Source organism: Pseudomarimonas salicorniae, from assembly GCF_023156535.1.
Lineage (GTDB): Bacteria > Pseudomonadota > Gammaproteobacteria > Xanthomonadales > Xanthomonadaceae > Pseudomarimonas > Pseudomarimonas salicorniae.
The window spans coordinates 46,023-66,647 of record NZ_JALNMH010000010.1; the positions used below are offsets into that span (position 1 = coordinate 46,023).

General features: G+C 67.5%; 18 protein-coding genes. 7 read left to right on the forward strand and 11 right to left on the reverse strand.

Going from position 1 to position 20,625, the window contains the following annotated elements:
* Nucleotides 1-90: 90 nt before the first annotated feature.
* The 9 genes from M0G41_RS12430 to M0G41_RS12470 all read right to left on the reverse strand — a co-directional run bounded on the left by M0G41_RS12430 (nt 91) and on the right by M0G41_RS12470 (nt 10,625).
* On the reverse strand, nt 91-1,500 hold the full coding sequence (locus tag M0G41_RS12430; protein WP_248209804.1) for a mannose-1-phosphate guanylyltransferase/mannose-6-phosphate isomerase: 1,410 nt from the start codon (nt 1,498-1,500) through the stop codon (nt 91-93).
* 75 nt (nt 1,501-1,575) lie between these two features.
* The gene (locus tag M0G41_RS12435) at nt 1,576-2,808 is read right to left on the reverse strand and encodes a Wzt carbohydrate-binding domain-containing protein (RefSeq protein ID WP_248209805.1); all 1,233 of its coding nucleotides are present in this window, start codon (nt 2,806-2,808) and stop codon (nt 1,576-1,578) included.
* Between the two features lie 247 nt (nt 2,809-3,055).
* The gene (locus tag M0G41_RS12440) at nt 3,056-3,463 is read right to left on the reverse strand and encodes a GtrA family protein (protein ID WP_248209807.1); all 408 of its coding nucleotides are present in this window, start codon (nt 3,461-3,463) and stop codon (nt 3,056-3,058) included.
* Between the two features lie 34 nt (nt 3,464-3,497).
* On the reverse strand, nt 3,498-4,802 hold the full coding sequence (locus M0G41_RS12445; RefSeq protein ID WP_248209808.1) for an NAD(P)/FAD-dependent oxidoreductase: 1,305 nt from the start codon (nt 4,800-4,802) through the stop codon (nt 3,498-3,500).
* Between the two features lies 1 nt (nt 4,803).
* Nucleotides 4,804-5,757, reverse strand: a complete 954-nt coding sequence (locus tag M0G41_RS12450; RefSeq protein ID WP_248210182.1) for an NAD-dependent epimerase/dehydratase family protein — start codon at nt 5,755-5,757, stop codon at nt 4,804-4,806.
* Between the two features lie 32 nt (nt 5,758-5,789).
* Nucleotides 5,790-6,518 (reverse strand): SDR family oxidoreductase, encoded by a 729-nt coding sequence (locus tag M0G41_RS12455; protein ID WP_248209811.1) that lies wholly within the window; start codon nt 6,516-6,518, stop codon nt 5,790-5,792.
* A complete protein-coding gene (locus M0G41_RS12460) occupies nt 6,503-7,816 on the reverse strand; it encodes an FAD-binding oxidoreductase (protein ID WP_248210183.1) in 1,314 nt (437 codons plus the stop codon). Before M0G41_RS12460 ends, M0G41_RS12455 begins: the two co-directional genes overlap by 16 nt.
* Entirely contained in the window at nt 7,816-9,276 is a 1,461-nt protein-coding gene (locus M0G41_RS12465) for a UbiA family prenyltransferase (protein ID WP_248209818.1), read from the reverse strand. The genes M0G41_RS12460 and M0G41_RS12465 overlap by 1 nt, the downstream gene beginning before the upstream one ends.
* A 5-nt stretch (nt 9,277-9,281) precedes the next feature.
* Nucleotides 9,282-10,625 carry a phosphohexomutase domain-containing protein gene (locus M0G41_RS12470; RefSeq protein WP_248209828.1) on the reverse strand — a complete coding sequence of 448 codons (1,344 nt, stop codon included), beginning with the start codon at nt 10,623-10,625 and terminating at the stop codon, nt 9,282-9,284.
* A 138-nt stretch (nt 10,626-10,763) separates the two neighbouring features.
* On the opposite strand from M0G41_RS12470, the gene M0G41_RS12475 reads away from it, so the two are divergent.
* Nucleotides 10,764-11,492, forward strand: coding sequence for a CoA transferase subunit A (locus M0G41_RS12475; protein WP_248209831.1), 729 nt, complete (start codon nt 10,764-10,766; stop codon nt 11,490-11,492).
* A 181-nt stretch (nt 11,493-11,673) separates the two neighbouring features.
* Entirely contained in the window at nt 11,674-12,300 is a 627-nt protein-coding gene (locus M0G41_RS12480; protein WP_248209833.1) for a CoA transferase subunit B, read from the forward strand.
* Nucleotides 12,301-12,933: 633 nt separating this feature from the next.
* Here M0G41_RS12480 and gmk read toward each other — a convergent pair.
* Both gmk and M0G41_RS12490 read right to left on the reverse strand, forming a co-directional pair.
* Nucleotides 12,934-13,551 (reverse strand): guanylate kinase, encoded by a 618-nt coding sequence (gene gmk / locus M0G41_RS12485; RefSeq protein ID WP_248209835.1) that lies wholly within the window; start codon nt 13,549-13,551, stop codon nt 12,934-12,936.
* Between the two features lie 11 nt (nt 13,552-13,562).
* Nucleotides 13,563-14,420: a YicC/YloC family endoribonuclease gene (locus M0G41_RS12490; RefSeq protein ID WP_248209838.1), complete on the reverse strand. Its 858-nt coding sequence runs from the start codon at nt 14,418-14,420 to the stop codon at nt 13,563-13,565.
* A gap of 67 nt (nt 14,421-14,487) precedes the next feature.
* Between M0G41_RS12490 and rph the strand changes: the two genes are divergently transcribed.
* From rph to M0G41_RS12515, 5 genes are all read left to right on the forward strand, one after another.
* Nucleotides 14,488-15,216 carry a ribonuclease PH gene (gene rph / locus M0G41_RS12495; protein ID WP_248209841.1) on the forward strand — a complete coding sequence of 243 codons (729 nt, stop codon included), beginning with the start codon at nt 14,488-14,490 and terminating at the stop codon, nt 15,214-15,216.
* 266 nt (nt 15,217-15,482) lie between these two features.
* A complete protein-coding gene (rdgB, locus tag M0G41_RS12500) occupies nt 15,483-16,073 on the forward strand; it encodes an RdgB/HAM1 family non-canonical purine NTP pyrophosphatase (RefSeq protein ID WP_248209854.1) in 591 nt (196 codons plus the stop codon).
* A gap of 245 nt (nt 16,074-16,318) precedes the next feature.
* The gene (locus M0G41_RS12505; RefSeq protein ID WP_248209856.1) at nt 16,319-16,942 is read left to right on the forward strand and encodes a hypothetical protein; all 624 of its coding nucleotides are present in this window, start codon (nt 16,319-16,321) and stop codon (nt 16,940-16,942) included.
* Nucleotides 16,939-18,735: a DUF7507 domain-containing protein gene (locus M0G41_RS12510; RefSeq protein ID WP_248209866.1), complete on the forward strand. Its 1,797-nt coding sequence runs from the start codon at nt 16,939-16,941 to the stop codon at nt 18,733-18,735. Before M0G41_RS12505 ends, M0G41_RS12510 begins: the two co-directional genes overlap by 4 nt.
* 161 nt (nt 18,736-18,896) lie before the next feature.
* Nucleotides 18,897-20,555, forward strand: coding sequence for a M10 family metallopeptidase domain-containing protein (locus tag M0G41_RS12515; RefSeq protein ID WP_248209868.1), 1,659 nt, complete (start codon nt 18,897-18,899; stop codon nt 20,553-20,555).
* The last annotated feature ends 70 nt before the right edge of the window (nt 20,556-20,625 follow it).

Sequence of the window (20,625 nt, forward strand, 5' to 3'; positions counted from 1 at the left end):
TTCGTAAGCGTGCGGCAGCTCGGGCAGCGCGCAGCCGTGCCGAGCGCAATTTAACTGCCGCCCGGCATCCATGCAGGAAGACGTTTTGGTTTAGCCAGTGCGCCCGTAGACGTCTTCGAACCGCACGATATCGTCCTCGCCCAGGTAGCTCCCCGACTGGACTTCGATCAGCTCCAGCGGCAGCTTTCCGGGATTCTCCAGGCGATGAACCACTCCAAGGGGTATGTACGTACTCTGGTTTTCAGTCAGAAGCAGGGTTTCGTCACCACGGGTGACCTTGGCCGTGCCGCTCACCACGATCCAGTGCTCGGCCCGATGATGGTGCATCTGCAGGCTGAGCTGACCCCCCGGCTTGACCGTGATCCGTTTGACCTGGAAGCGTTCCCCGCTATCTATTGAATCGTATGCGCCCCAGGGGCGGTAAACTTTCCGGTGCCAGGTCGCGTGACTGCGCCCGCCCTGCTTGAGCTGTCCGACGACGTCCTTGACCTTCTGCACCTGATCCCGATGCCCCACCATGATGGCATCGTCGGTCTCCACCACGACCACGTCTTCCAGACCCACCATGGCAATCAATCGCTGGCCGTAGGCGTAGGTGTTGCGGCAGTCGATGGCCAGGACATCGCCGCGGTGCGCGTTTCCGTTTGCGTCCTGGTCCGAGACCTCCCAGAGCGCAGACCACGAACCGAGATCGCTCCAGCCGGCGTCGAGGGGCACGACTTCCACGCCCGAGCTGCGCTCCATGACCGCGTAATCGATCGAATCCGCCGGGCATGCGCTGAAGGCGTCGAGCTCCAGCCGGACAAAATCGCTGTCATGTTCCGCGCTCGACAGGGCTTCTCGACAGGCAGCGTGCATCTCCGGATGCAGCCGTTCCAGTTCGGCAAGGTAGTGAGAGGCCCGAAACAGGAACATGCCGCTGTTCCAGAAGTAACCACCCTCCGCCAGATATGCCTCCGCGGTGGTTGAATTGGGTTTCTCGACGAAGCGTTCCACCGGCATGGATTCGCCGGAGCCGCTGGCCTTGATATACCCATAGCCGGTTTCCGCCCTCGCCGGGACGATGCCGAAGGTGACCAGCGTTCCGCGTTCGTCGGCAGCACGGGCGGCGACCCCCACAGCGATGTGGAAGGCTTCCTCGTTCTTCAGGACATGGTCGGACGGGAGCACGAGCAGCAGGGGGTCTTCGCCTTCGGCCATGGCATGCATTGCGGCGACCGCAATGGCCGGTGCGGTGTTGCGTGCCACCGGCTCCAGCAGGATCCCCTGTGGCTTGGCACCGACCTCCCGGAGTTGTTCGGCGACCATGAACCGATGTTCCTGGTTGGCGACGACGATCGGGCCGGAGGCCGTCAGCCGCGCTACCCGATTCCAGGTCGCCTGGAGCATGGTGTGCTCCCCGGTGAGGGGCAGAAACTGCTTGGGGTAGGCCTCGCGGGACAGCGGCCATAGCCGCGTGCCTGAGCCGCCGGAAAGGATGACCGGGACAATGTTATGCATGGCTAAGAAAGCTGGACTCGTAAAGGACAGGCGCGAAAGGGTATCGCAATCGCCATCGCAGTGCGGAAGGCTGGGTCAAGCCTGGCTGAGAGCAGCCGCCGCCCGCGCAGCGCTATACACGTAGGTGGGAACATAGCTGTGCCCCTCAAACGCCCCCGGCCATCCGAAGCTGACGACGCTCAAGGTGGCCACCGACTGTTTCCAGTGCTGGCAGCTGTCCCTGTGGCTCAGTCCAGTGTGCAGGGATAGATCGATCTGGTAGTCGCCGGGACGCAGCAGGACATGAAACTTGATCGTCCACTCTGAGCGGCCAGCGGGAAGATCTATGGCTTCTCCGAGAAGCTTGCTGTTGGTGCCGAAGATGATCTGATCCTGGTGGTCCCGAAGCCCAAAGCCCAGGGTAGCCCCCTCCATGGGTCTGATTGCGTCGATGGTGATCCGGATTTCGCACCAATCTCCGCACTCGAAATGCGGCGACTCGTCGCACGGCTTGCCATTCAGGCGAACGTCGGCAAACGCCGCCTCTTTCAGTCCGAAATCCAGCCGCGGGAGGAGAAGTTTCTCGTCGGCATCGGACCGCTCACGCGGATTCCCGGCCATGCTGAACGCGGAGCAATCGGACGAAACAGACAAGGCCCAATCGTAGAGGGCCCTGTCCATTTCGGTCAGCTCCTGCGCGAGTGCCAGATCTTCCTCACTCACCTCCTGCTTGTCGCCGGAGGCACTCACATTCAGTCGCGGTGCGCTCGCGGGACAGTCCGGGAGGTACTGGCGGAGCGCTTCACAGACGGAATCCAGCGACGACGTAAAGCCAACAATATCGAACTCGCACAACGCCGCCTTGGCGAAGTCGAGCTTCTGGGCGGGCGAGAGCGGCCCTGAGCAGGGGTCCTTCAGCGAGGAGAGCCAGTTGATGTAGAGCTGCCGGTAGTCGTGCTGCGGACGAACCCGCTGCGCCTCAAGGAATTCGGCTAGGCTCATTACACCCCCGGCTGTGACCAGCTCCTCGCGTTCATGGGGCGCCCCGCGGCGGATCTGGAAGTACTGGGAAATCAGCCGCTTCGCTGGATCGCGCAGCACGGTGAGCGTGACGAAGCGCTGGCGAAGAACCGGCCACTCGCCCGGGAACACCGTGAGATGTCCCGATACGCTGCACGAAACTGGCAGCGTACCTAGGGCGGCCCGGATACTGACGAAATCTCGCTCAACGGCCTGGCCGTGGCTGCCGACGCGGATGGCATCCCTCAGCGAGGTGCCGCCAGTCTTTGGCATGTGGAAGAACAGGATTCTCGGAAGCAGTTTCGTCACTGCGGCCTCTCCGATTGGTTCGATAAGAGTTCGGCTTTCCCCGTCTCAATGTTCCCTCCAAGACACATTGCTGATCCGGGTCGATCTGACCGGGAAGGGGCAACCCAAGCTCAGAAGAAAATGCCAGGTGGGGCCATCTGTACGGGCGGGCCAGGGGCTCAGTCGGAAGGGGCCGGAGCATAACCGCGAACAGCACATGCTTCGAGTCCCGCAGCAACTACCCTTCCGCTCCGCGGCCCGTCGTCAATCAGTCATGAGCCTTGCTCTGCCTGAAGGTTAGATGCCTGTGCCCAATGTAGCTAGTTACTACCGGCACTACTACGCCAATGGCATGAGCGACAGTCTCCGGATGGAAGGACATCCCTGCGGCAGGAAAGAGGAGTCGTGCAAGGAACAGGCTTACCATAATGGTTTGCGCCACGGCCGCGAGGTTGATCAGCACGAACCACATTCCCTGCTCGATGATCGGGTTGGTAGCGGCCTTGAATACGAACAGCCGGTTAAGCAAGAAGGCGACGACCATTCCGATGCAGTAGGCGATGACGATGGCCGAGACATAGGGCATCCACCAGCTCAGCACGATCCGCGATCCGAAGTTGGCGAGCGCGGAGATACCGCCTGCGACCAGAAAAGCCATGAACTGCGTAGTCAGCACAGGACGGGGACCGCTTGCTGGGCTGTGAACTCGCTCATGCTGCCGCTCGGGTCGTGTGGGCCAGCCGCTGACCCACCGCCAGACTCTCCGAAATCGAACGATCTTCCGGATAGTAGTACGCCGTATCCGCCATGTAGAACCCATCCAGCGGGGTACGCATCGGGGGCAGCATCTCCTGGAAGCCCGGGGGGCAGATGGTCTGGGCGAACTCGTAGCGATGGCAGTGCGTGGCGAGCACCCAGTCGCGGTGGAAGGCCGGGTTCAGTCGGCCGAGGTAGCCGATGACCTCTTCGATCAGTTCAGAGTTGGGGCGCGTCCACTTGGGGTGGGTCTTGGGCATGTAGAAGGGGGCGTAGAGGATGTGCTCGCCTTCACGGGTGCCGGGGTTGAGATTTGTGTACTCGATGACGCCGGGAATCTCGATCGCGGGGTCGCTGATGTTCATCCAGAAGTTCCGGCTGATCGGCTGGCGCAGCTTGAGGATGACGCAGGCGACGGGGATGTTCTCGATGCGGCGGATCCGCTCGGCAAAGTCTGCCGGCAGGGCGGGCACCATGCCGGGCACGTACTGGATGGGGGCGGTGGACAGCACCGCATCGGCCGGATGGAAATCGCCGCCTGCGCGCACGCCGGTCACCTTGCCGTCCTGCGCACACACCTCCTCGATGGGGGCGGAGAGGTGGATCCTGCCGCCGCGCCGTTCGATCTCGGCGACCATGGCGCTCAGCAGGGTGGCTGAGCCGCCCTCGAGGTAGCCCAGGCTCTCGTTGAACAGGTTTCGTCGGGACAGGGCGATGCGCTTGATCCGTGTGCCGATCCACGAGGCCGACAGCTGGTCGGTGTACTCGAAGAACTTCAGCCGGAAGGCGCGCTCCCACATCACATCCCAGGCCTGCTTGCCGACCCAGCCCTGGATCCACTCCCGTGCGTTGCGCTTGTCGAGTTCGCTCCAGTCCTTGATGCCCTTGGCGTGCATGACGTGCCGGGCATAGCGGATCTTCGAGACCAGGCTCAGCTTGGGGAAGCGCAGCAGGGCGATCGGGTTGCCCCAGTCATAGAGCTGGCCGTCGACGAAGTAACCCATCTTGGTGTCGGTCCACTTCAGGCGGTCCGACAGTCCCAGCTCGGCCAGCAGGTTGAACAGCGGGTAGTCGGTCTTGCAGATGAAGTGGTAGTAGCGCTCGATGTGCAGACCGTCGAAATCGAAGTGCGCAGACATGCCGCCTATGCGGTCGTCGCGCTCGAAGATCTCGACGTGGTGACCAGCCTTGAGCAGTTCGAGGCCGGCCATCAGGCCCATGGGGCCGGAGCCGATGATGAGGTGACGTTGGGTGGGCATATCAGCGCTTCAGGATCACGGAACTGTAGGTCGGGTCGGTATAGCTTTCGCGGATGGCTGCCTCGAAGGGGGTCTGCTTAACGCCGAAGACCGCTTCGGTGTCCACACCCTTGAAATCGTCCCCGGCGCTCAGCGCCTTCAGCTGATCCGCGGTGAACGGGGGCTTGCGCGAGAAGAGCGCATACGTCCTCAACAGGAAGGCGAAGAAGCCGATCGGGATGTGCACGATCAGCGTGCGCAGCTGCTTGACCTGCTTGATCGTGCGGATGATATCGACATAGTCGATGCGGGTATCGCCGACGATGTCGTAGATCGCGCCTTCCGGCTGGTGGGCGATGCAGGCGGCAATGCAGCGGCAGAAGTCGCGCTCGTAGAGCGGCTGGCGCATGAAGCGGCCATCGCCGGGGATCGGGAACACCGGCGTGCGGGCCATGAAGCGCGACAGCCAGCCGAGGTGCTTGGGGTCGAACCAGCCGAACATCAGGGTGGGGCGCAGGATGCAGTGGGGCAGGCCGCTCTGAACCACCAAGGCTTCCTGGGCCTTCTTGGTCTCGGTGTAGTCGTCCTTGGCCACCGAGTTCACCACCGAGGAGCTGATATGCACCAGGTAGGGCACCTGATGGCGGTGGCAGGCATCGAGCACGTGTCGGGTCGCCTCGATATTGTTGCGGTCGAACAGGTCGCGGGTCTTGCCGGTGATCTGCGCATGCAGTTGGACCACCACGGCGGCGCCTGCGAAGGCCTCTGCCCAGGCGCCGGGCTCGGCGAGATCGGCCTCGATCACCTCAACGTCAGGGTGTAGCCGCCGGAGGATGCCGAGGTTGTGGGCGTGCTTGTCGAGGGCGACCAGCCGGGTATAGCCCTGGGCCTTCAGCTCGACCACCAGGTTCTGGCCGACCAGGCCGGCGGCGCCGGTCAGCACGATACGCGCGTCCTTGGCGGCCTTGGCCGGCAGTGCCGTGACCGGGGTGGGGGGGTGGACGTCGCTCACAGCTTGATCCTGCGGAACACGAACTCGGGGATATGGGTGATCACCTGCATGATGGCCCACCAGAAGCCGGGCAGATAGGCGACGCTGCGCCGCTTGTCGATGGCGCGGAGGATGCCGCGTGCGACCTGCTCCGGCTGCGCCCACAGTGCGCCCTTCTTGAAGGCTGCGGTCATCGGCGTGTCGACGAAGCCGGGCTTGATGGTCAGCACGTTGACGCCGCTGCCGTTCAGGGCCTGGCGCAGGCCGCTGGTGAAGGCGCTGACCGCGGCCTTGGCGCTGCCGTAGAGATAGTTGCTGGCCCGCCCGCGGTCGCCGGCGACCGAGGAGATCACCGCCAGGGTGGCCGGGGCCTGCAGACGCTGCGCAAGCAGGGTGCACAGCGCGATCACCGAGGTGCCATTGACCGCGAACTCGGTCAGCGAGGTCTCCACCGAGGCGGCGCAGTCGGCCTGGTCGGGCAGGGTGCCGTGGGCGATCAGGGCCACATCGATCACGCCCAGGGACGCGATGGCGGCCTCCACCAGGGCGGCGTGGGCGGGCACGTCGGTGGCCTCGAATGCGTGCGTGCCGACCTCGGCGCCGCGCACTTCAAGGTCTTTCGCCATGACGGCCAGACGCTCGCTGCTGCGTGCGGCGAGGAACAGCCGGGCGCCGCGTTCGGCGTACTGGCGCGCGACGGCTTCGGCTATCGCCGAGGTGGCACCGATGATCAGGATGCGTTGCATGAGGGCTCCATGACCCGCCTCCAGAACGAGGAGGAGAAGGCCGGGTCGATATGTGGGATGAACTCGTCGAGGCGCGGCTGGCCGGCGCGGAACATCGCCGGGCTCATCCGCGCGTCCTTGGCCGGATAGACCGCGCCGCCGGCCTCCATCACGATGGCGTCCAGGCGCTGCAGCAGGGCCAGGGTGGCCTCGCTGCGCGGGAAATCCAGCGCCAGCGTGGTGCCGGGCCGACAGAAGCTGAGCAGGCCGGGGGCGGGGCGATCGCCGAACTCCTTGAGCACGGCGAGGAAGGAGCCCTGCCCGCTGCGTGCAATGGCGTCGAGCAGGGCGCGCACGCCATCCTCGGCCGTCGCGGGCGGCAGCACGCACTGGTTCTGCAGGAATCCCTTCGGCCCATACATGCGGTTCCATCCACGAATCGCGTCCAGCGGATAGAAGTAGGGGCGGAAGTGCTCGATGCGCCGAACCCTCTCTCGCCGCTGGCGGTGGAAGTACAGGATGTTGAAGGGGCGCAGGCTCAGGCGGTTGACCAGCGAAACCGGGGGCGTGACCGGCAGCGACCTAGAGCCAACCGGAAGTCGGCCCGTGGCTCCCGGCTCGGCGTGACTTGCGCGCAGAAAATGCCCGCGTCCGAGCGCCGCACCGCGGGCCAGGCAGTCGATCCAGGCGACGGTGTAGGCGTGGGTGCGGGCCGATTCGCGTGACAGGCCGAAGAAGTCGCCAAGTCCGGCCATTCGGATGGATTCGACATCCATCCACGGCCCTGTCACCGGCAGCAGTCGAAGACGGGCATGGGTGATCAGACCCGTGAGGCCGAGCCCGCCGACGGTGGCATGAAACAGCGGCTCGCCCGGCCTGATCGATGTACGGCCGTCACTGCGCACGAGTTCAATCTGCTCGACATGCTCGCCGAAGCTGCCGGCGACATGGTGATTCTTGCCGTGGACGTCATTGGCGATGGCGCCGCCGACCGTCGCAAACTGGGTGCCGGGCGTGACCGGCAGCAGGTAGCCGCGACGCACCGCGAAGTCCTGGATCTCGCCGAGGGTGATGCCTGCCTCGCACTCCAGCACGCCGGTGTCTGCATCGAAGGACAGGAAGTGGTCCAGTCGCCGGGTCAGCAGCAGGCTGCCGCCGGCATTCAGGCAGCTGTCCCCGTAGCTGCGTCCGTTGCCGAAGGCGAGCATCGGTGCCGCGCCGTCGGGCAGCCGGTCAGGAGCAGTGTCCAAGGGCAGGCAGCGCTGGCCCTCGACCCGCGGCCAGCGTCCCCAGGACAGTCCGGGCGTGTAGTCGCCGATCACAGGTAGGTCGCAGAGAGCGCAATCACCGCGCCGATCGCCGCCACCAGCAGGCTGAAGCGGTCGGTGGCGGCGAACACCACGGGATCATCGTGCATGGTGCCGCGATGGGCCTTCATCCAGGCCCGGCTGATCCACAGCATCAGCAGCGGACAGAGCAGCCAGAGCGCCTCGGGGCGGGTGTAGAGGGCCTGGCTCTCCGGGCTGTTGATGTACAGCGCCAGCACCAGCACCGACAGGTAGCCGGCGCTGCCGCCAAGGGCCAGCAGCAAGGGCTGATCGTCCAGATGGTAGCCGCGCCCCGCGGCCTTTACCTCGCCGCGCTGGGCCAGGCCAACGAACTCGATATAACGCTTGAGCAGGGCCAGGCTGAGGAAGATGAACATGGAGAAGGCCAGCAGCCAGAACGAGGGCACCGAGCCGATGGCCGCCGCGCCGCCGATAATGCGCACCGTGTAGAGCCCGGCGAGCAGGATCACGTCGAGGATCGGAACCCGCTTCCAGCCCAGCGAGTAGCCGAGGGTGAGCACGTAGTAACCGGCCAGCACCGTGGCGAAGAGGGGGGCCACCAGCCAGGCCAGGGCAAGCCCGACGAGCGTCAGCAGCGGCGCAGCCACGAGGCCCGAGCGCAGGCTCATCGTGCCGGCGGCGAAGGGCCGCGATCTCTTGCGCGGGTGGGCGCGGTCGGCCTCCAGGTCGAGCAGATCGTTCAGCACATAGACGCCCGAGGCGCTGAGGCCGAAGGCCAGGAAGGCGAGGCAAGACAGCAGGATAGCGTCTGGGTCGGTGAATCGATGCGCCGCGAGCAGGGGCACGAAGACCAGCAGGTTCTTCAGCCACTGGTGCACTCGCAGGGCCTTGATCCAGACCCGCAGTCCGGCGCGCTGCCCCGGGAGATGCTCGACGTCGTTGCAGACCTTGCGGGCCTGACGGGCGAGAGACTCCCCGGCGTTGACGACCGTCGCCTTGGCCGCATGCCGCCACACCTTCAGGTCCACCGGCGCATTGCCGAGATACTCGAAGCCGCGGTCGCCGAAGCGCTCGACAAGGGCGGCTGCCTTGCGAGAGCCGGCCAGGTTGTTCTGGCCGTCACTGGCCAGTACTTCCTCGAAGCAGCCCAGGTGCCGCGCGATCGGCTCTACCAGACCGGCGTCGGAGGCCGTGCATAGCACGCGATGCCTATCGGTCGAGCGCTCCAGCAGCGCCAGCGTACACTGGTCGTAGGGCAGCAGGGCCGGATCGACGGGCCCGCGCAGCGCGATCTCGCGCTTCAGGCGAGCCTTGCCACCCAGGAGCCAGAACGGCAGGCACAGGGCCAGCCAGGGCCGGCGCGCCAGCATCGAGAGCAGCGATTCGAACAGCAGGTCGGATTTGAGCAGCGTGCCGTCGAGGTCGACGCAAAGTGGAGCAGAAGCTTGTGCCTCTGAGCTCTCCGGCCTGTCTGATGCCCCGATTTCCATGCGCGTCAGGCAATCATCTGGCGCAGCGCGTCAACCTGGCGGGCCAGCAGGCCTTCCTGCCCTCGGGTCTCCACATTCAAGCGCAGAACCGGCTCGGTGTTGGAGCCACGTAGATTGAAACGCCACTCGTCGAACTCGAGGGAGAGGCCGTCGGTGGAATCTACCCCCTTCGCCGCTGGCGCAAACTCGGACTGGACCCGGGCGATCTTCGCCTTGACATCTGCCACCTTGAAGTTGATTTCGCCGCTGCAGGGGAAGGCGGCCATCCGGGCCTCGACCAGGTTGGCAAGCGGCTTGCCGCTCCGAGAGATCAGAGCGGCAATCAGCAGCCAGGGAATCATTCCGGAGTCGCAGTAGGCGAAGTCCCGGAAGTAGTGGTGCGCGCTCATCTCACCGCCGTAGACGGCATCCTCGGCGCGCATGCGCTCCTTGATGAAGGCATGACCGGTCTTGCTCTGCACGGGGACGCCGCCTGCGGCCTTCACCTGCTCGATGGTGTTCCACGTGAGCCGCGGGTCATGAATGATCTTTGCGCCAGGGTGGCGGGCAAGCAGCGCTTCGGCCAGCAGGCCCACCAGGTAATAGCCCTCGATGAACCGCCCTGTGTGGTCGAAAAAGAAGCAGCGGTCGAAATCGCCGTCCCAGGCAATGCCGAAATCGGCGCCATGGGCCAGCACGGCATCGCGGGTGGCGTCACGACACTCGGGCAGCAGCGGATTGGGGATGCCGTTCGGAAATCGCCCGTCGGGCTCGTGTTGAATGCGCACGAAGTCGAAGGGGAGGTGCCGGGCCAGCTGGTCCACGATAAGGCCGGCGCCGCCGTTGCCCGGATTGCTGACGATCTTCAGTGGACGAAGCTCGGAAGGTTCCACGTAGCCGAGCAGATGGGCGATGTAGGCCGATTTGTCCTCATCAACGCGCAACTGTCCGCGCTGGGCCGCGGGGTTCGGCAGGCCTGCTGCTGCGGCGTCGCGGATGGCAAGGAGGCCGGAGTCACCGGAAATCGGACGGCTCTCCTCGCGAACCAGCTTCATCCCGTTGTAGCCCATCGGATTATGGCTGGCGGTGACCATCACGCCGCCCGCAGCACCCCGGTGCCAGGTCTGGAAGTACACCTCCTCGGTACCGCCAAGCCCGATGTCAATGACCTCCCGGCCCTGACGAATCAGGCCCTCTGCCAGAGCAGCCTGCAGACCCGGACTGGTCAGGCGGACGTCGCGGCCCAGCACCACGGGGCCCGGCCCCATCTGCGAGGAGAGAGCTGCGCCGATGCGCAGGGCGAGGTCCTCATTGAGCTCATCCGGCACTCGGCCGCGGATGTCGTAGGCCTTGAAACAGGGCAGGGTCATGCGATTTCCGGTCGCTAGGGCGGCGCATAGGGTAGGGGAAGCGGTTCGTCCGGGCGAGTTTCACCTGTCCGTTCGGACACTGTCGCTGCAGTGCACAAACGGTACACTTCGCGGCCTGCCTTCCTGGGAGATCACGAGATGGGCGCAGCGACGGCCGCGGTGGGCGGCAAGGACAAGGTGTTCGGTTCGGCGGCGGAGGCCCTTGCGGGGCTGGTGGCCGACGGGCAGACGCTGGCGGTGGGGGGCTTCGGGCTCTGCGGAATTCCCGAGGCGCTGATTGCCGCGCTGCGCGACTCCGGGGCCAAGGGTCTGACGGTCATCTCGAACAACGCAGGTGTCGATGGCTTCGGCCTTGGCCAGCTGCTCTCGACGCGGCAGATCAGGAAGATGATCTCGTCCTACGTCGGCGAGAACAAGGAGTTCGAGCGGCAGTTCCTGGCCGGTGAACTCGAGCTCGAGTTCAATCCGCAGGGCACGCTGGCCGAGCGCCTGCGGGCCGGTGGCGCCGGCATCCCGGCCTTCTTCACCCGCACCGGCTACGGCACGGTGGTGGCCGAGGGCAAGGAGACCCGCCAGTTCGGCGAGCATCACTACGTGATGGAAACCGCCCTGGTCGCTGACGTGTCCCTGGTCAAGGCCTGGAAGGCGGACAAGGCGGGCAATCTGGTTTTCCGCAAGACCGCGCGCAATTTCAATCCGGCCTGCGCCATGGCCGGCAAGGTCTGCGTGGCCGAGGTCGAGGAGATCGTCGAGGTCGGCAGCATCGACCCGGATCACGTCCACCTTCCGGGCATCTACGTCGACCGCATCGTGCTGAACGCGACGCCGGAGAAGCGCATCGAGCAGCGCACGGTGCGCGCAGCGTAGGGTGCGCTTTGGCGTATCGCCTGCCGCTTGCTTCCTCGACGTCATCCCCGCACAGGCGGGGATCCATCGGGAGTGACGCGGGCGAAGAAGCTGGATTCCCGCCTGCGCGGGAATGACGAATTCGAGGACCGTGGCCTTCAAGGCCACGATCGGACACGCAGACAAGACAGGAATCACGAGCATGCCCTGGAACCGCGACGAAATGGCCCAGCGCGCCGCGCAGGAACTCAGCGACGGCGCCTACGTGAACCTCGGCATCGGCCTGCCGACCCTGGTGGCGAACTTCATCCCCGATGGCATGGACGTCTGGCTGCAGTCGGAGAACGGCCTGCTCGGCATCGGTCCGTTCCCGACCGAGGACGAGGTCGATGCCGACCTGATCAATGCCGGCAAGCAGACCGTTACCGCGCGCGAGGGCGCCAGCTACTTCGGCAGCCATGACAGCTTCGCGATGATCCGCGGCGGGCATATCGATCTGGCCATCCTCGGCGCCATGCAGGTCACCGAGAAAGGCGACCTCGCCAACTGGATGATCCCGGGCAAGATGGTCAAGGGCATGGGCGGGGCGATGGACCTGGTCGCCGGCGTGAAGCGGGTGGTGGTGCTGATGGAGCACACCGCCAAGAACGGCGACCACAAGATCCTGCCCGAGTGCTCCTTGCCGCTGACCGGCGTCGGCGTGGTTGACCGGATCATCACCGATCTCGCCGTGCTCGACGTGACCGATGACGGGCTGAAGCTGGTCGAGATGGCGCCGGGGGTGACCCGCGAGGAGCTGGCGGAAAAGACCGGCTGCAAGATCGGCTGAGGCGGGATTGGGGCCTGCGGCGCAGGGACTAGAGACTAGGGCTCAGGGTTCGGCCGCTTCGCGGCAACGGCGGCTGCGCCGCCTGCGCCTTCGCTGCGCTCGGTCAGGGCTCAGGGCCTAGGGCCTAGGGCCTAGGACTGTCGGAGCGGAGATTGCTCCTCCCCTTGCGCCGGATGGCCGGGCGGTTGGGAGGGGGTGCCGGCGTGCGATGCCTTCCGCTTCGGCCCTCGCGGTGCGGGCCGGGCTGATCGTGGCGGGCGATTTCAGCGGTACGTACGGTGCGCCGGGGCGCACCCTATGGGGCGGGGCTCGGGGCTTGTCTCCTCCCTTTGCGCCGCGCAGCGGTGGAGGCGGGTGAGCAGGCTCGCGTGCCGAGGAACGCCCGTAGGCTGCGCCGGAGGGCCGGGCGGTCGGGAGTGGGTAGCGGCCCGCGGTGCAGTCCGCATCGGCCTTCGCGGTGTGCTTCGCGCTGATTGTCGGCGGAGAGTCGGGGCAACCTGAGCGGTACGTACGGTGCGCCCAGGCGCACCCTATGGCGGCCGCTTCGCCCGGTCGCGAGGGCGCGCGCGGGGTCGGGGCGATCGGCGGCACACATGGTGCGCCAAGGCCAAGGCGCACCCTATGGGCGGCGGATCAGTCGTCTGCGAGCAGGCCCTGGACCAGCGCGGCGTGGCGCTCGAGCTGCTGGGCGCGGCGCAGGCGCGAGGCGATGAAGATGCTGCGCATCTCCTGCACGGCGGCGTCGAAGTCCTCGTTGACGATGACGTAGTCGAAGTCGTGCAGGTGGGACATCTCCTCGCGTGCGGCGGCCAGGCGCTGCTGGATCACCGCCTCGCTGTCCTGGCCGCGCTTGCGCATGCGCTCGTCGAGTGCGGCGCGCGAAGGCGGCAGGATGAACACGGTGATTGCCTCGGGGATCTTGGCCCGCACCTGGCGCGCGCCCTGCCAGTCGATCTCGAGCAGCACGTCGCGGCCGGCGGCCAGCTGCGGCTCCACCGACTGCCGCGCGGTGCCCTTGTAGTCCCCATGGACCACCGCGTGTTCGAAGAACTCGCCCGCTGCGATCATGGTCTCGAACTCGTCCTTGCTGACGAAATGATAGTGCTGGGCGTGGCGCTCGCCCGGCCGCGCGCCGCGCGACGTGAAGGAGATCGACAGGCTGATCGTCGGCTCGATCTCCAGCACCGCATTGACCAGGGAGGACTTCCCGGCCCCGCTGGGGGCGGCGACGATGAACAGGTTTCCGCGCATGCGTCGCTCCCTTACTCGATGTTCTGCACCTGCTCGCGCAGCTGCTCGATCAATACCTTGAGTTCCACCGCAACCTGGGTGGTGCGGGCATCGATCGACTTCGAGCCCAGCGTATTGGCCTCACGGTTGAACTCCTGCATCAGGAAGTCCAGCCGCCGGCCGACCGGCTCGGACAGCTTGAGCACGCGGCGAGCCTCGGCGATGTGCACGCCAAGACGGTCCAGTTCCTCATCGACGTCGATCTTCGACAGGCCGAGCACCAGTTCCTGCTCAAGGCGCCCGTTGTCGGCGGCCTCGCGCAGGGCGGAGAGCTTGTCGCGCAGCCGCTGTTCCAGCGTCTGCCGGATCTCGGGCAGCCAGGCCCGCATCTGGGCGAGCTGGGCCTCCATCGCATCCAGCCGCTCGATCATCAGCGCGGCGAGCTTCTCGCCTTCGCGCTGGCGGGCTTCGGTGAAGGCCGAGAGCAGCTCGTCCACGGCGAGCAGGGTCTCCGCCTGCAGGGCCGTCGGATCGACCTCACCGCGCTGCAGCACGCCCGGAAACTGCAGCAGCTGGGCAAACTCCACCTTTAGCTGCGGAAAGCGCTTGTGCGCTTCGATGGCCATGTGGCCGAGCCGATCGAGCATGTCGGTGTTGAGGGCCATCTCGCCGCCGGCGTTGGCGCGGAAGCGCAGGCCAAGCTCGACCTTGCCCCGCTGCAGGCGCTGGGCGACCTTGTCGCGCACCGCGGGCTCGGCGGCGCGAAGCTCCTCGGGGGCGCGCAGCGAGAGCTCCAGATAGCGGTGGTTCACCGCCCGCATCTCGGCGGAGAGCGTGCCCCAGGGTGTGGCGCGCTCGACGCTCGCGTAGGCGGTCATGCTGCGGATCATCGGCGCTCCGGGTATCGGCTGAGCACGAATGGTAATCTTCGCCGCCCCGGATTCCCAAGGCGGCATGATGAGCGAGACTTCCCGACCCAGCGGCCGACGCGCCGATGAGCTGCGCCCGATGGCGCTGCAGCGCGGCTTTACCCGGCACGCCGAAGGCTCGGTGCTGATCAGCATGGGCGACACACGGGTGCTGTGCACGGCCAGCGTGGAGAACCGCGTGCCGGGCTTCCTGCGCGGCAAGGGCGAGGGCTGGGTGACCGCCGAGTACGGCATGCTCCCGCGCTCGACCCACTCGCGGATGGGTCGCGAGGCGGCCCAGGGCAAGCAGGGTGGGCGGACGCTGGAGATCCAGCGACTGATCGGCCGCGCCCTGCGTGCCTGTGTCGACCGCGGGGCGCTCGGCGAGCGCACCATCACCCTCGATTGCGACGTGCTGCAGGCTGACGGCGGCACCCGCTGCGCGGCGATCACCGGCGCCTACGTGGCCCTGGTCGACGCCGTGCGCACGCTGCAGAAGCGCGGCGACCTGTCGCGTGATCCGGTCCACGGCGCGGTGGCCGCGGTGTCGGTGGGCCTGGTCGGCAGCACGCCGGTGCTGGATCTCGATTACGCCGAGGACTCCGGCTGCGATACGGACATGAATGTGGTGATGAACGACGGCGGCGGCCTGATCGAGATTCAGGGCACCGCCGAAGGCCATGCCTTCCGCCGCAGCGAACTCGACGCCATGCTCAACCTGGCGGAGTCCGGCATCTCGCAGCTGCTGGCGGCGCAGCGGGCCGCGCTGGAGGGCTGATTGCCGGAACGCCGGCGCCGTGGGGCGTTTCGTGGATCCCTCCGGCGCGGCATGCCGTCACCCCCTGCCGACCGCCCGGTCCTTCGGCACGGCACGCCGCCACCCCCTCCCAACCGCCCGGCCCTCCGGCGCAGCCTACGGGCGTTCCTCGGCACGCGAGCCTGCGGCTCGCAAGCGTGCCTCCTCACCCCCCTACGCCGCTGCGCGGCGCAAGGGGAGGAGAATATTTCTGAGCCCTGAGCCCTGAGCCCTGAGCCCTAAACCCCATGCCCCGAATCCTGATCGCCACCGGCAACCCCGGCAAACTCGCCGAGTTCCGCGCCCTGCTTGGCCCGCGCGGCTTCGAGGTCGTGGGCCAGCGCGAGCTGGGCATCGACGATCCCGAGGAGACCGGGGCGACCTTTGTCGAGAACGCCCTGCTCAAGGCCCGTCATGCCAGCGCGCTGAGTGGCCTGCCCGCGCTGGCGGATGACTCGGGACTCTGCGTGGACGCGCTGGGCGGCGCGCCGGGGCTGTACTCGGCGCGCTTCGCCGGCCCGCAGGCCGGCGCTGCCGACAACATGGCCCTGCTGCTGGAGCGCCTGGCCGGCGTCCCGGCCGAGGAGCGCTCGGCGCACTTCGTCTGCGTGCTTGCCTGGCTCCGCCATCCCGGGGATCCCGATCCGCTGATCGCCAGCGGCCGCTGGCCCGGGCGGATCCTCGAGGCGCCGCGGGGCGAGGGCGGCTTTGGCTACGACCCGCTGTTCCTCGACCCCGCATCCGGGCTCAGTGCGGCGGAGCTGTCGGCCGAGGACAAGCATGCCCGCAGCCACCGCGGCCGTGCCCTGCGCCAGCTGATCGACGCCCTGCCGGACTGAGCCGGCGCGCTGCATCCTCCCTGCTGCCCGCTGCGTAAGGAGGGGAAAGGGCCGGCTCGCGTCGCAAGGCGTATGCTGTCCCGGTTGGGCAGGGGCGAGCAGATGGTCATCTTCTCCCAGTTCAGGCCGGTGTCGGATGCGCCATGCGTCCGGAGGTTCCGTGCCACCAGCGCGTCGCCCGCGCGGCGCCTTAGCTGCGCGCCTGCTCTCCGCCACGGTTCCCTGTGCCCAAGGAGGTCCTGGCCATGCGCTCGAACGCACACCTGACTCGCGCCCTTCCCGCCTGCGGCCCCTGGCTGCGCGCGGGCCTGACCGTTCTGCTGCTGGCTGGCGCGCTGCTCGCCGCCCGCCCGGCGCTTGCCTGCGAGGCGCCGATCTATGCCCAGTACCGCTCGCAGTCGCCGCTCCTGGCCGAGCTGGCCGACAGCGCCCTGCTGGTCGCGGTGCATGCCGATGGCTGCGTGCTCGCGCGCTTCCCCAAGCACGACCTGCGCGCCGGCACGCGCCAGATGGGCCTGTCGAAAGCCGACTGGCGATCGTTGCGCGCCGAGATCGACGCGGCCGCGGTGCAGTCGATCGACACCCGGCAGCTGAAGCAGCGCCTGGCCGCCGCCGACGCGGCGCAGAGCAAGGCGCTGGATGCCGGGCAATCGGCGCGCTTCCACGCCAGCGCCGACGAGAACCTGATCGAGTTCGTCCTGCCCCCGTCGGGTGCCGACAAGCGTCCGCGCGCGCTGAGCTGGACCGGACTGCATGCCGACCAGCTGCGCCTGCCGGGCGATCCTGAACTGGTCAGGATCGCCGCGCTGCGCGGCCTGTTCGAGGATCTCGCCAGCCAAGCCCACGCGAAAGGGGAGGTGCAGCCATGAGCCGCCAGTTCCCGGTCCTGATGGTGTCCTCCGGCCTCGCCCTGTTGCTCTGCAGCGGAGCCGCGCAGTCCGGCACCTTCCTGCAGTTCAACAACCGTCCGGCCAACCAGGTCGTGCACCCGCAGGGCTACAACGGCACCGGAGGCACGCTGCCGGTGCGCGTCTGCCTGGATCCCGCGGCGCGGCCGGCCTCGGGCGATCCGGCCCAGTCCTTCCGCAATGCGATGGCGACCTTCAACCGCAACCAGCCGGTGCTGGGCAACGTGGTGGTGAACCCAGGGGGCGCGGCCGACTTCGAGTCGGTCCTGCTGCACGAGGTCGGTCACTGCCTCGGCATGGGCCACAGCGCCGTCGGGCCCAGCGAGCAGGCCGCCGCCGGCGCCACAGAGGCGGCGCGCTACTACGCCAACGTGCAGACCGGCGGAAACGGGGTGCTCAATACCGATGCCGGCGCCGATGCCCGGCGCGGCAGCCGCGACGACGTGCGCGGAGACGACGTCAACATCAGCTGGTTCCGCAAGGGCGTGAACAATCCGTTCGAGTTGCCGCCCGCCACCGTCGACCGCGTCACCCACTCGGTGAGCCTCGGCGACCTGCCGATCGGCCACGCCTTCGCCGAGATCTCGACCTCGTTCGCGCCGTGCTCGCCCTCCTCGGCGAACACCAGCTCGCTGCGCGGGCAGCCGGCCACGCAGAACATCATGTTCCCGGTGATCTGCACCAACAACCACGTTCGCAACCTGGCTCCGGCCGACGTCACCCTGCTGCGCGTTGCGCGGGCCGGGCGTGACGGCGTCCAGGGCACGGTGGATGACTACACGCCACAGCTGCAGTACGTCGGCGAGACGACCAGCGGCTGCGACATCGTGGTCCGCTTCTCGGCCGGCGCCGGCTTCGCCTTCTGTTCGGTGGGCGGCGTTGGCATCTCCGGCAGTTCGGACATCGCCATCAGCTCCGCCGAGGTCCGCTTCGAGCGTACGGTGAACTGGCAGTTCAACCAGCAGGACACCACCGGCACGCCGACGGCGGAGTCCGATCTCTCGCTGAGCAAGGGCAGCACCAGCACCACGGCAGTGCCCGGGGAGACGGTGACCTTCTCCATCCAGGTGCAGAACCTTGGCAGCATCGCGGTCAATGATGTGCTGGTGACCGACCCGACGCCGGCGGGCATGAGCTTCGTCGCCAACAGCGGCGCCTGCACCACGGCCTTCCCCTGCGCGCTGGGTACGCTGGGTGCGGGCGGCAGCGCGACGATCAACGCGAGCTTCCGGGTCGATGACGGCACCGCGCCCGGCACTGTGCTGACCAACACGGCCAGCGTCAGCGGTGGGGTCAGCGACCCGAGCCCGGGAAACAACAGCGACGGCCATTCGATCACTGTGCAGGCGGCTCCCGGCGCGGACCTCGAGGTGAGCAAGGTCGCCTCGGCGCAGACCGGCTCGTTCGGTGACACCGTCACCTTCGACGTGACCATCACCAACAACGGGAGCGGCGTGGCGACCGGCGTGACGGCCGAGGACTGGGGGGCCGCCGGGTTCGCCTTCGTCTCCAACACCGGCGACTGCGTCACCGCCTATCCCTGCGATCTCGGCGTGCTGGCGCCTTCGTCTTCGGTCAGCTTCACCTCGACCTACACGATCGACGTCGCCCCGTCGGGAAGCGACTGGACGATGCTCACGCACACCGTGTCCAGCAGCTCGTCGGTCGGCGATCCGGATCCCGGCAACAACAGCGCGGTGAACTCGGTGCAGGTGGTCGACCCGGATCACCTATTCGGGAGCAGCTTCGAATAGGGCCGATGGGCGAAACCGTGACCCGGTCCACGTCCTGGGGGGCGCGCATCCCGCGGTTTGTGAACCGCTGCGCGTCCCCGAGGGCTGCCCCTCGATAGATTCATCGAACCGGCGGCGAACGGCTTCGTTCCCGCCGGCTTCGATGCGTTTCGAGGTGGCAGATGGTGCGGATGTGGAGTGCGGTGTGGCTGTTGGCGGTGGCGTTGGCGTTGGCGTTGGCGTGGTTCTCCGGGCCGGCGGCGGCCTTGAGCTACGTGATGATGGCCGACGAGGACCTGTTCGACGAGGCCGAGGGCGTGGCCCGGGTCACCGTGGTCTCGCGGCTGCCGCTGGCCGGCGGCGATCGTGAGACCCGCTACCTGCTGACCGTCAACCAGGTGCTGTCCGGGCCGAAGACGGCCGCGACCGAGATCCTCGCCCTGCCCGGCACCCGGCTGGAGGAGGGCGGTGGCTACTACGTGCCGGGAGTCCCCGGCCTGCGCGAAGGCACCACCCTGCTGCTGTTCTACAGCCGCGCCGAGGACGGTTCGCTGCGCGCCCAGCAGCTGAGCATGGGGCTGTTCGGCCGGGAGCAGACAGCCAAGGGGCAGTTCTACGTGCGCTACCTGGAGATGTCCTCCGACCTGTCGAAGGACGCGGTGCTCCGTCGCTACCACGCGCCGCGCGACCCGGAGGCCTTCGAGCGCTGGATCGCTGACCGCGCCCGCGGCGCCCGGCGGGCTCCCGACTACCTGCGTGGCGAACTGCAGGCGCTGCAGTCATCCAAGTTCAACTTCACTGTCTTCGATTTCGGCGGCAGCGGCAGCGGCCCCGCCCGCTGGTTCCAGTTCGACAGCGGCCAGTCGCTGGCCTGGACCGCCGGCTCGGGCGGGCAGGCAAACACCAGCTTCGACGAGTTCGCGTCCCTGCAGCAGGCGCTGGCGGCCTGGCAGAACGATGCCGGCAGCCGGATCCAGATGCACTACGTCGGCGCCCAGGCCTCGGCGCCGAGCTGCGTCGCCGGTGGCCAGAACAATTGCCTTGCCGGGCACGTGTACTGGAACGATCCCAACAACCAGATTTCCGGCAGCTTCAACTGCAGCGGAGGCGGCGTGCTCGCCATCGGTGGCTCCTTCGCCTACACCCCGGCAACCAGCTTCAATGGCCAGAGCTGGTTCCGGCGTTCGGCGGCGGACGTGATCGTCCAGGACAACGCCGGTTGCTTCCTCGACGGCAATTCGGGTGCCAACGGGGCCAACCTGCTGGCCCACGAGGTGGGCCACGCGATCGGCTTCGATCATTCCTGCGGCGATGCGGACAGCGGCTCCTGCAGCGGGCGTCCGGAGCAGAACGAGGCCACGATGCGCTCCCAGGCCCACAACGATGGCCGTGGCGCCGTGCTGGGCAGCGACGACCGGGCGGGTGCACTGGTGATCTATCCCGCGCCGCCCGCGACGCCAGTCGGGCCGACCCTGTCGCCGGTCTCGCCGCTCAACAACAGCACCACGGCGCTGGCCGGTGGTTCGTCGGGCACGACGGTGTCGGCCAATATCAGCTTCCAGGCCAGCGGCGGAGCGGCCGCCGGCACCACCCAGCTGGTCTGCAGCGGCAGCGGCGGCGTCAGCATCGGCTCCGGTTCGCCGCAGACCGTGGCGGTAGGCGGCACGGTGGCGCCGGTGGTGGCGCGCATGGTGCTGGGAGGCTCCGCCCAGTCGGGCTCGGTCGCCTGCACGATGACGCCGCAGAACGGCACGCCGGTGAACTACAGCTTCAACTTCACCGCGCCGGCGGCCAGCGCGGCCTGCACCGGAACCTGCCTGCTGCGCACGGGTTTCGAGTAGCGAGGAGCCCGTCGCGCCCGCTGGAGGGCAAGCGGTGGGCAGTCCCTGCGAGGGTGATCGAGGCTGCCCT

Bases quoted from the DNA above. Each gene is read 5' to 3' on its own strand.
- M0G41_RS12430 (WP_248209804.1), bottom strand. From the start codon at position 1,500: ATGCATAACATTGTCCCGGTCATCCTTTCCGGCGGCTCAGGCACGCGG.
- M0G41_RS12445 (WP_248209808.1), bottom strand. From the start codon at position 4,802: ATGCCCACCCAACGTCACCTCATCATCGGCTCCGGCCCCATGGGCCTG.
- M0G41_RS12455 (WP_248209811.1), bottom strand. From the start codon at position 6,518: ATGCAACGCATCCTGATCATCGGTGCCACCTCGGCGATAGCCGAAGCC.
- M0G41_RS12465 (WP_248209818.1), bottom strand. From the start codon at position 9,276: ATGGAAATCGGGGCATCAGACAGGCCGGAGAGCTCAGAGGCACAAGCT.
- M0G41_RS12470 (WP_248209828.1), bottom strand. From the start codon at position 10,625: ATGACCCTGCCCTGTTTCAAGGCCTACGACATCCGCGGCCGAGTGCCG.
- M0G41_RS12475 (WP_248209831.1), top strand. From the start codon at position 10,764: ATGGGCGCAGCGACGGCCGCGGTGGGCGGCAAGGACAAGGTGTTCGGT.
- M0G41_RS12480 (WP_248209833.1), top strand. From the start codon at position 11,674: ATGCCCTGGAACCGCGACGAAATGGCCCAGCGCGCCGCGCAGGAACTC.
- gmk (WP_248209835.1), bottom strand. From the start codon at position 13,551: ATGCGCGGAAACCTGTTCATCGTCGCCGCCCCCAGCGGGGCCGGGAAG.
- M0G41_RS12490 (WP_248209838.1), bottom strand. From the start codon at position 14,420: ATGATCCGCAGCATGACCGCCTACGCGAGCGTCGAGCGCGCCACACCC.
- rph (WP_248209841.1), top strand. From the start codon at position 14,488: ATGAGCGAGACTTCCCGACCCAGCGGCCGACGCGCCGATGAGCTGCGC.
- rdgB (WP_248209854.1), top strand. From the start codon at position 15,483: ATGCCCCGAATCCTGATCGCCACCGGCAACCCCGGCAAACTCGCCGAG.
- M0G41_RS12505 (WP_248209856.1), top strand. From the start codon at position 16,319: ATGCGCTCGAACGCACACCTGACTCGCGCCCTTCCCGCCTGCGGCCCC.
- M0G41_RS12510 (WP_248209866.1), top strand. From the start codon at position 16,939: ATGAGCCGCCAGTTCCCGGTCCTGATGGTGTCCTCCGGCCTCGCCCTG.
- M0G41_RS12515 (WP_248209868.1), top strand. From the start codon at position 18,897: ATGGTGCGGATGTGGAGTGCGGTGTGGCTGTTGGCGGTGGCGTTGGCG.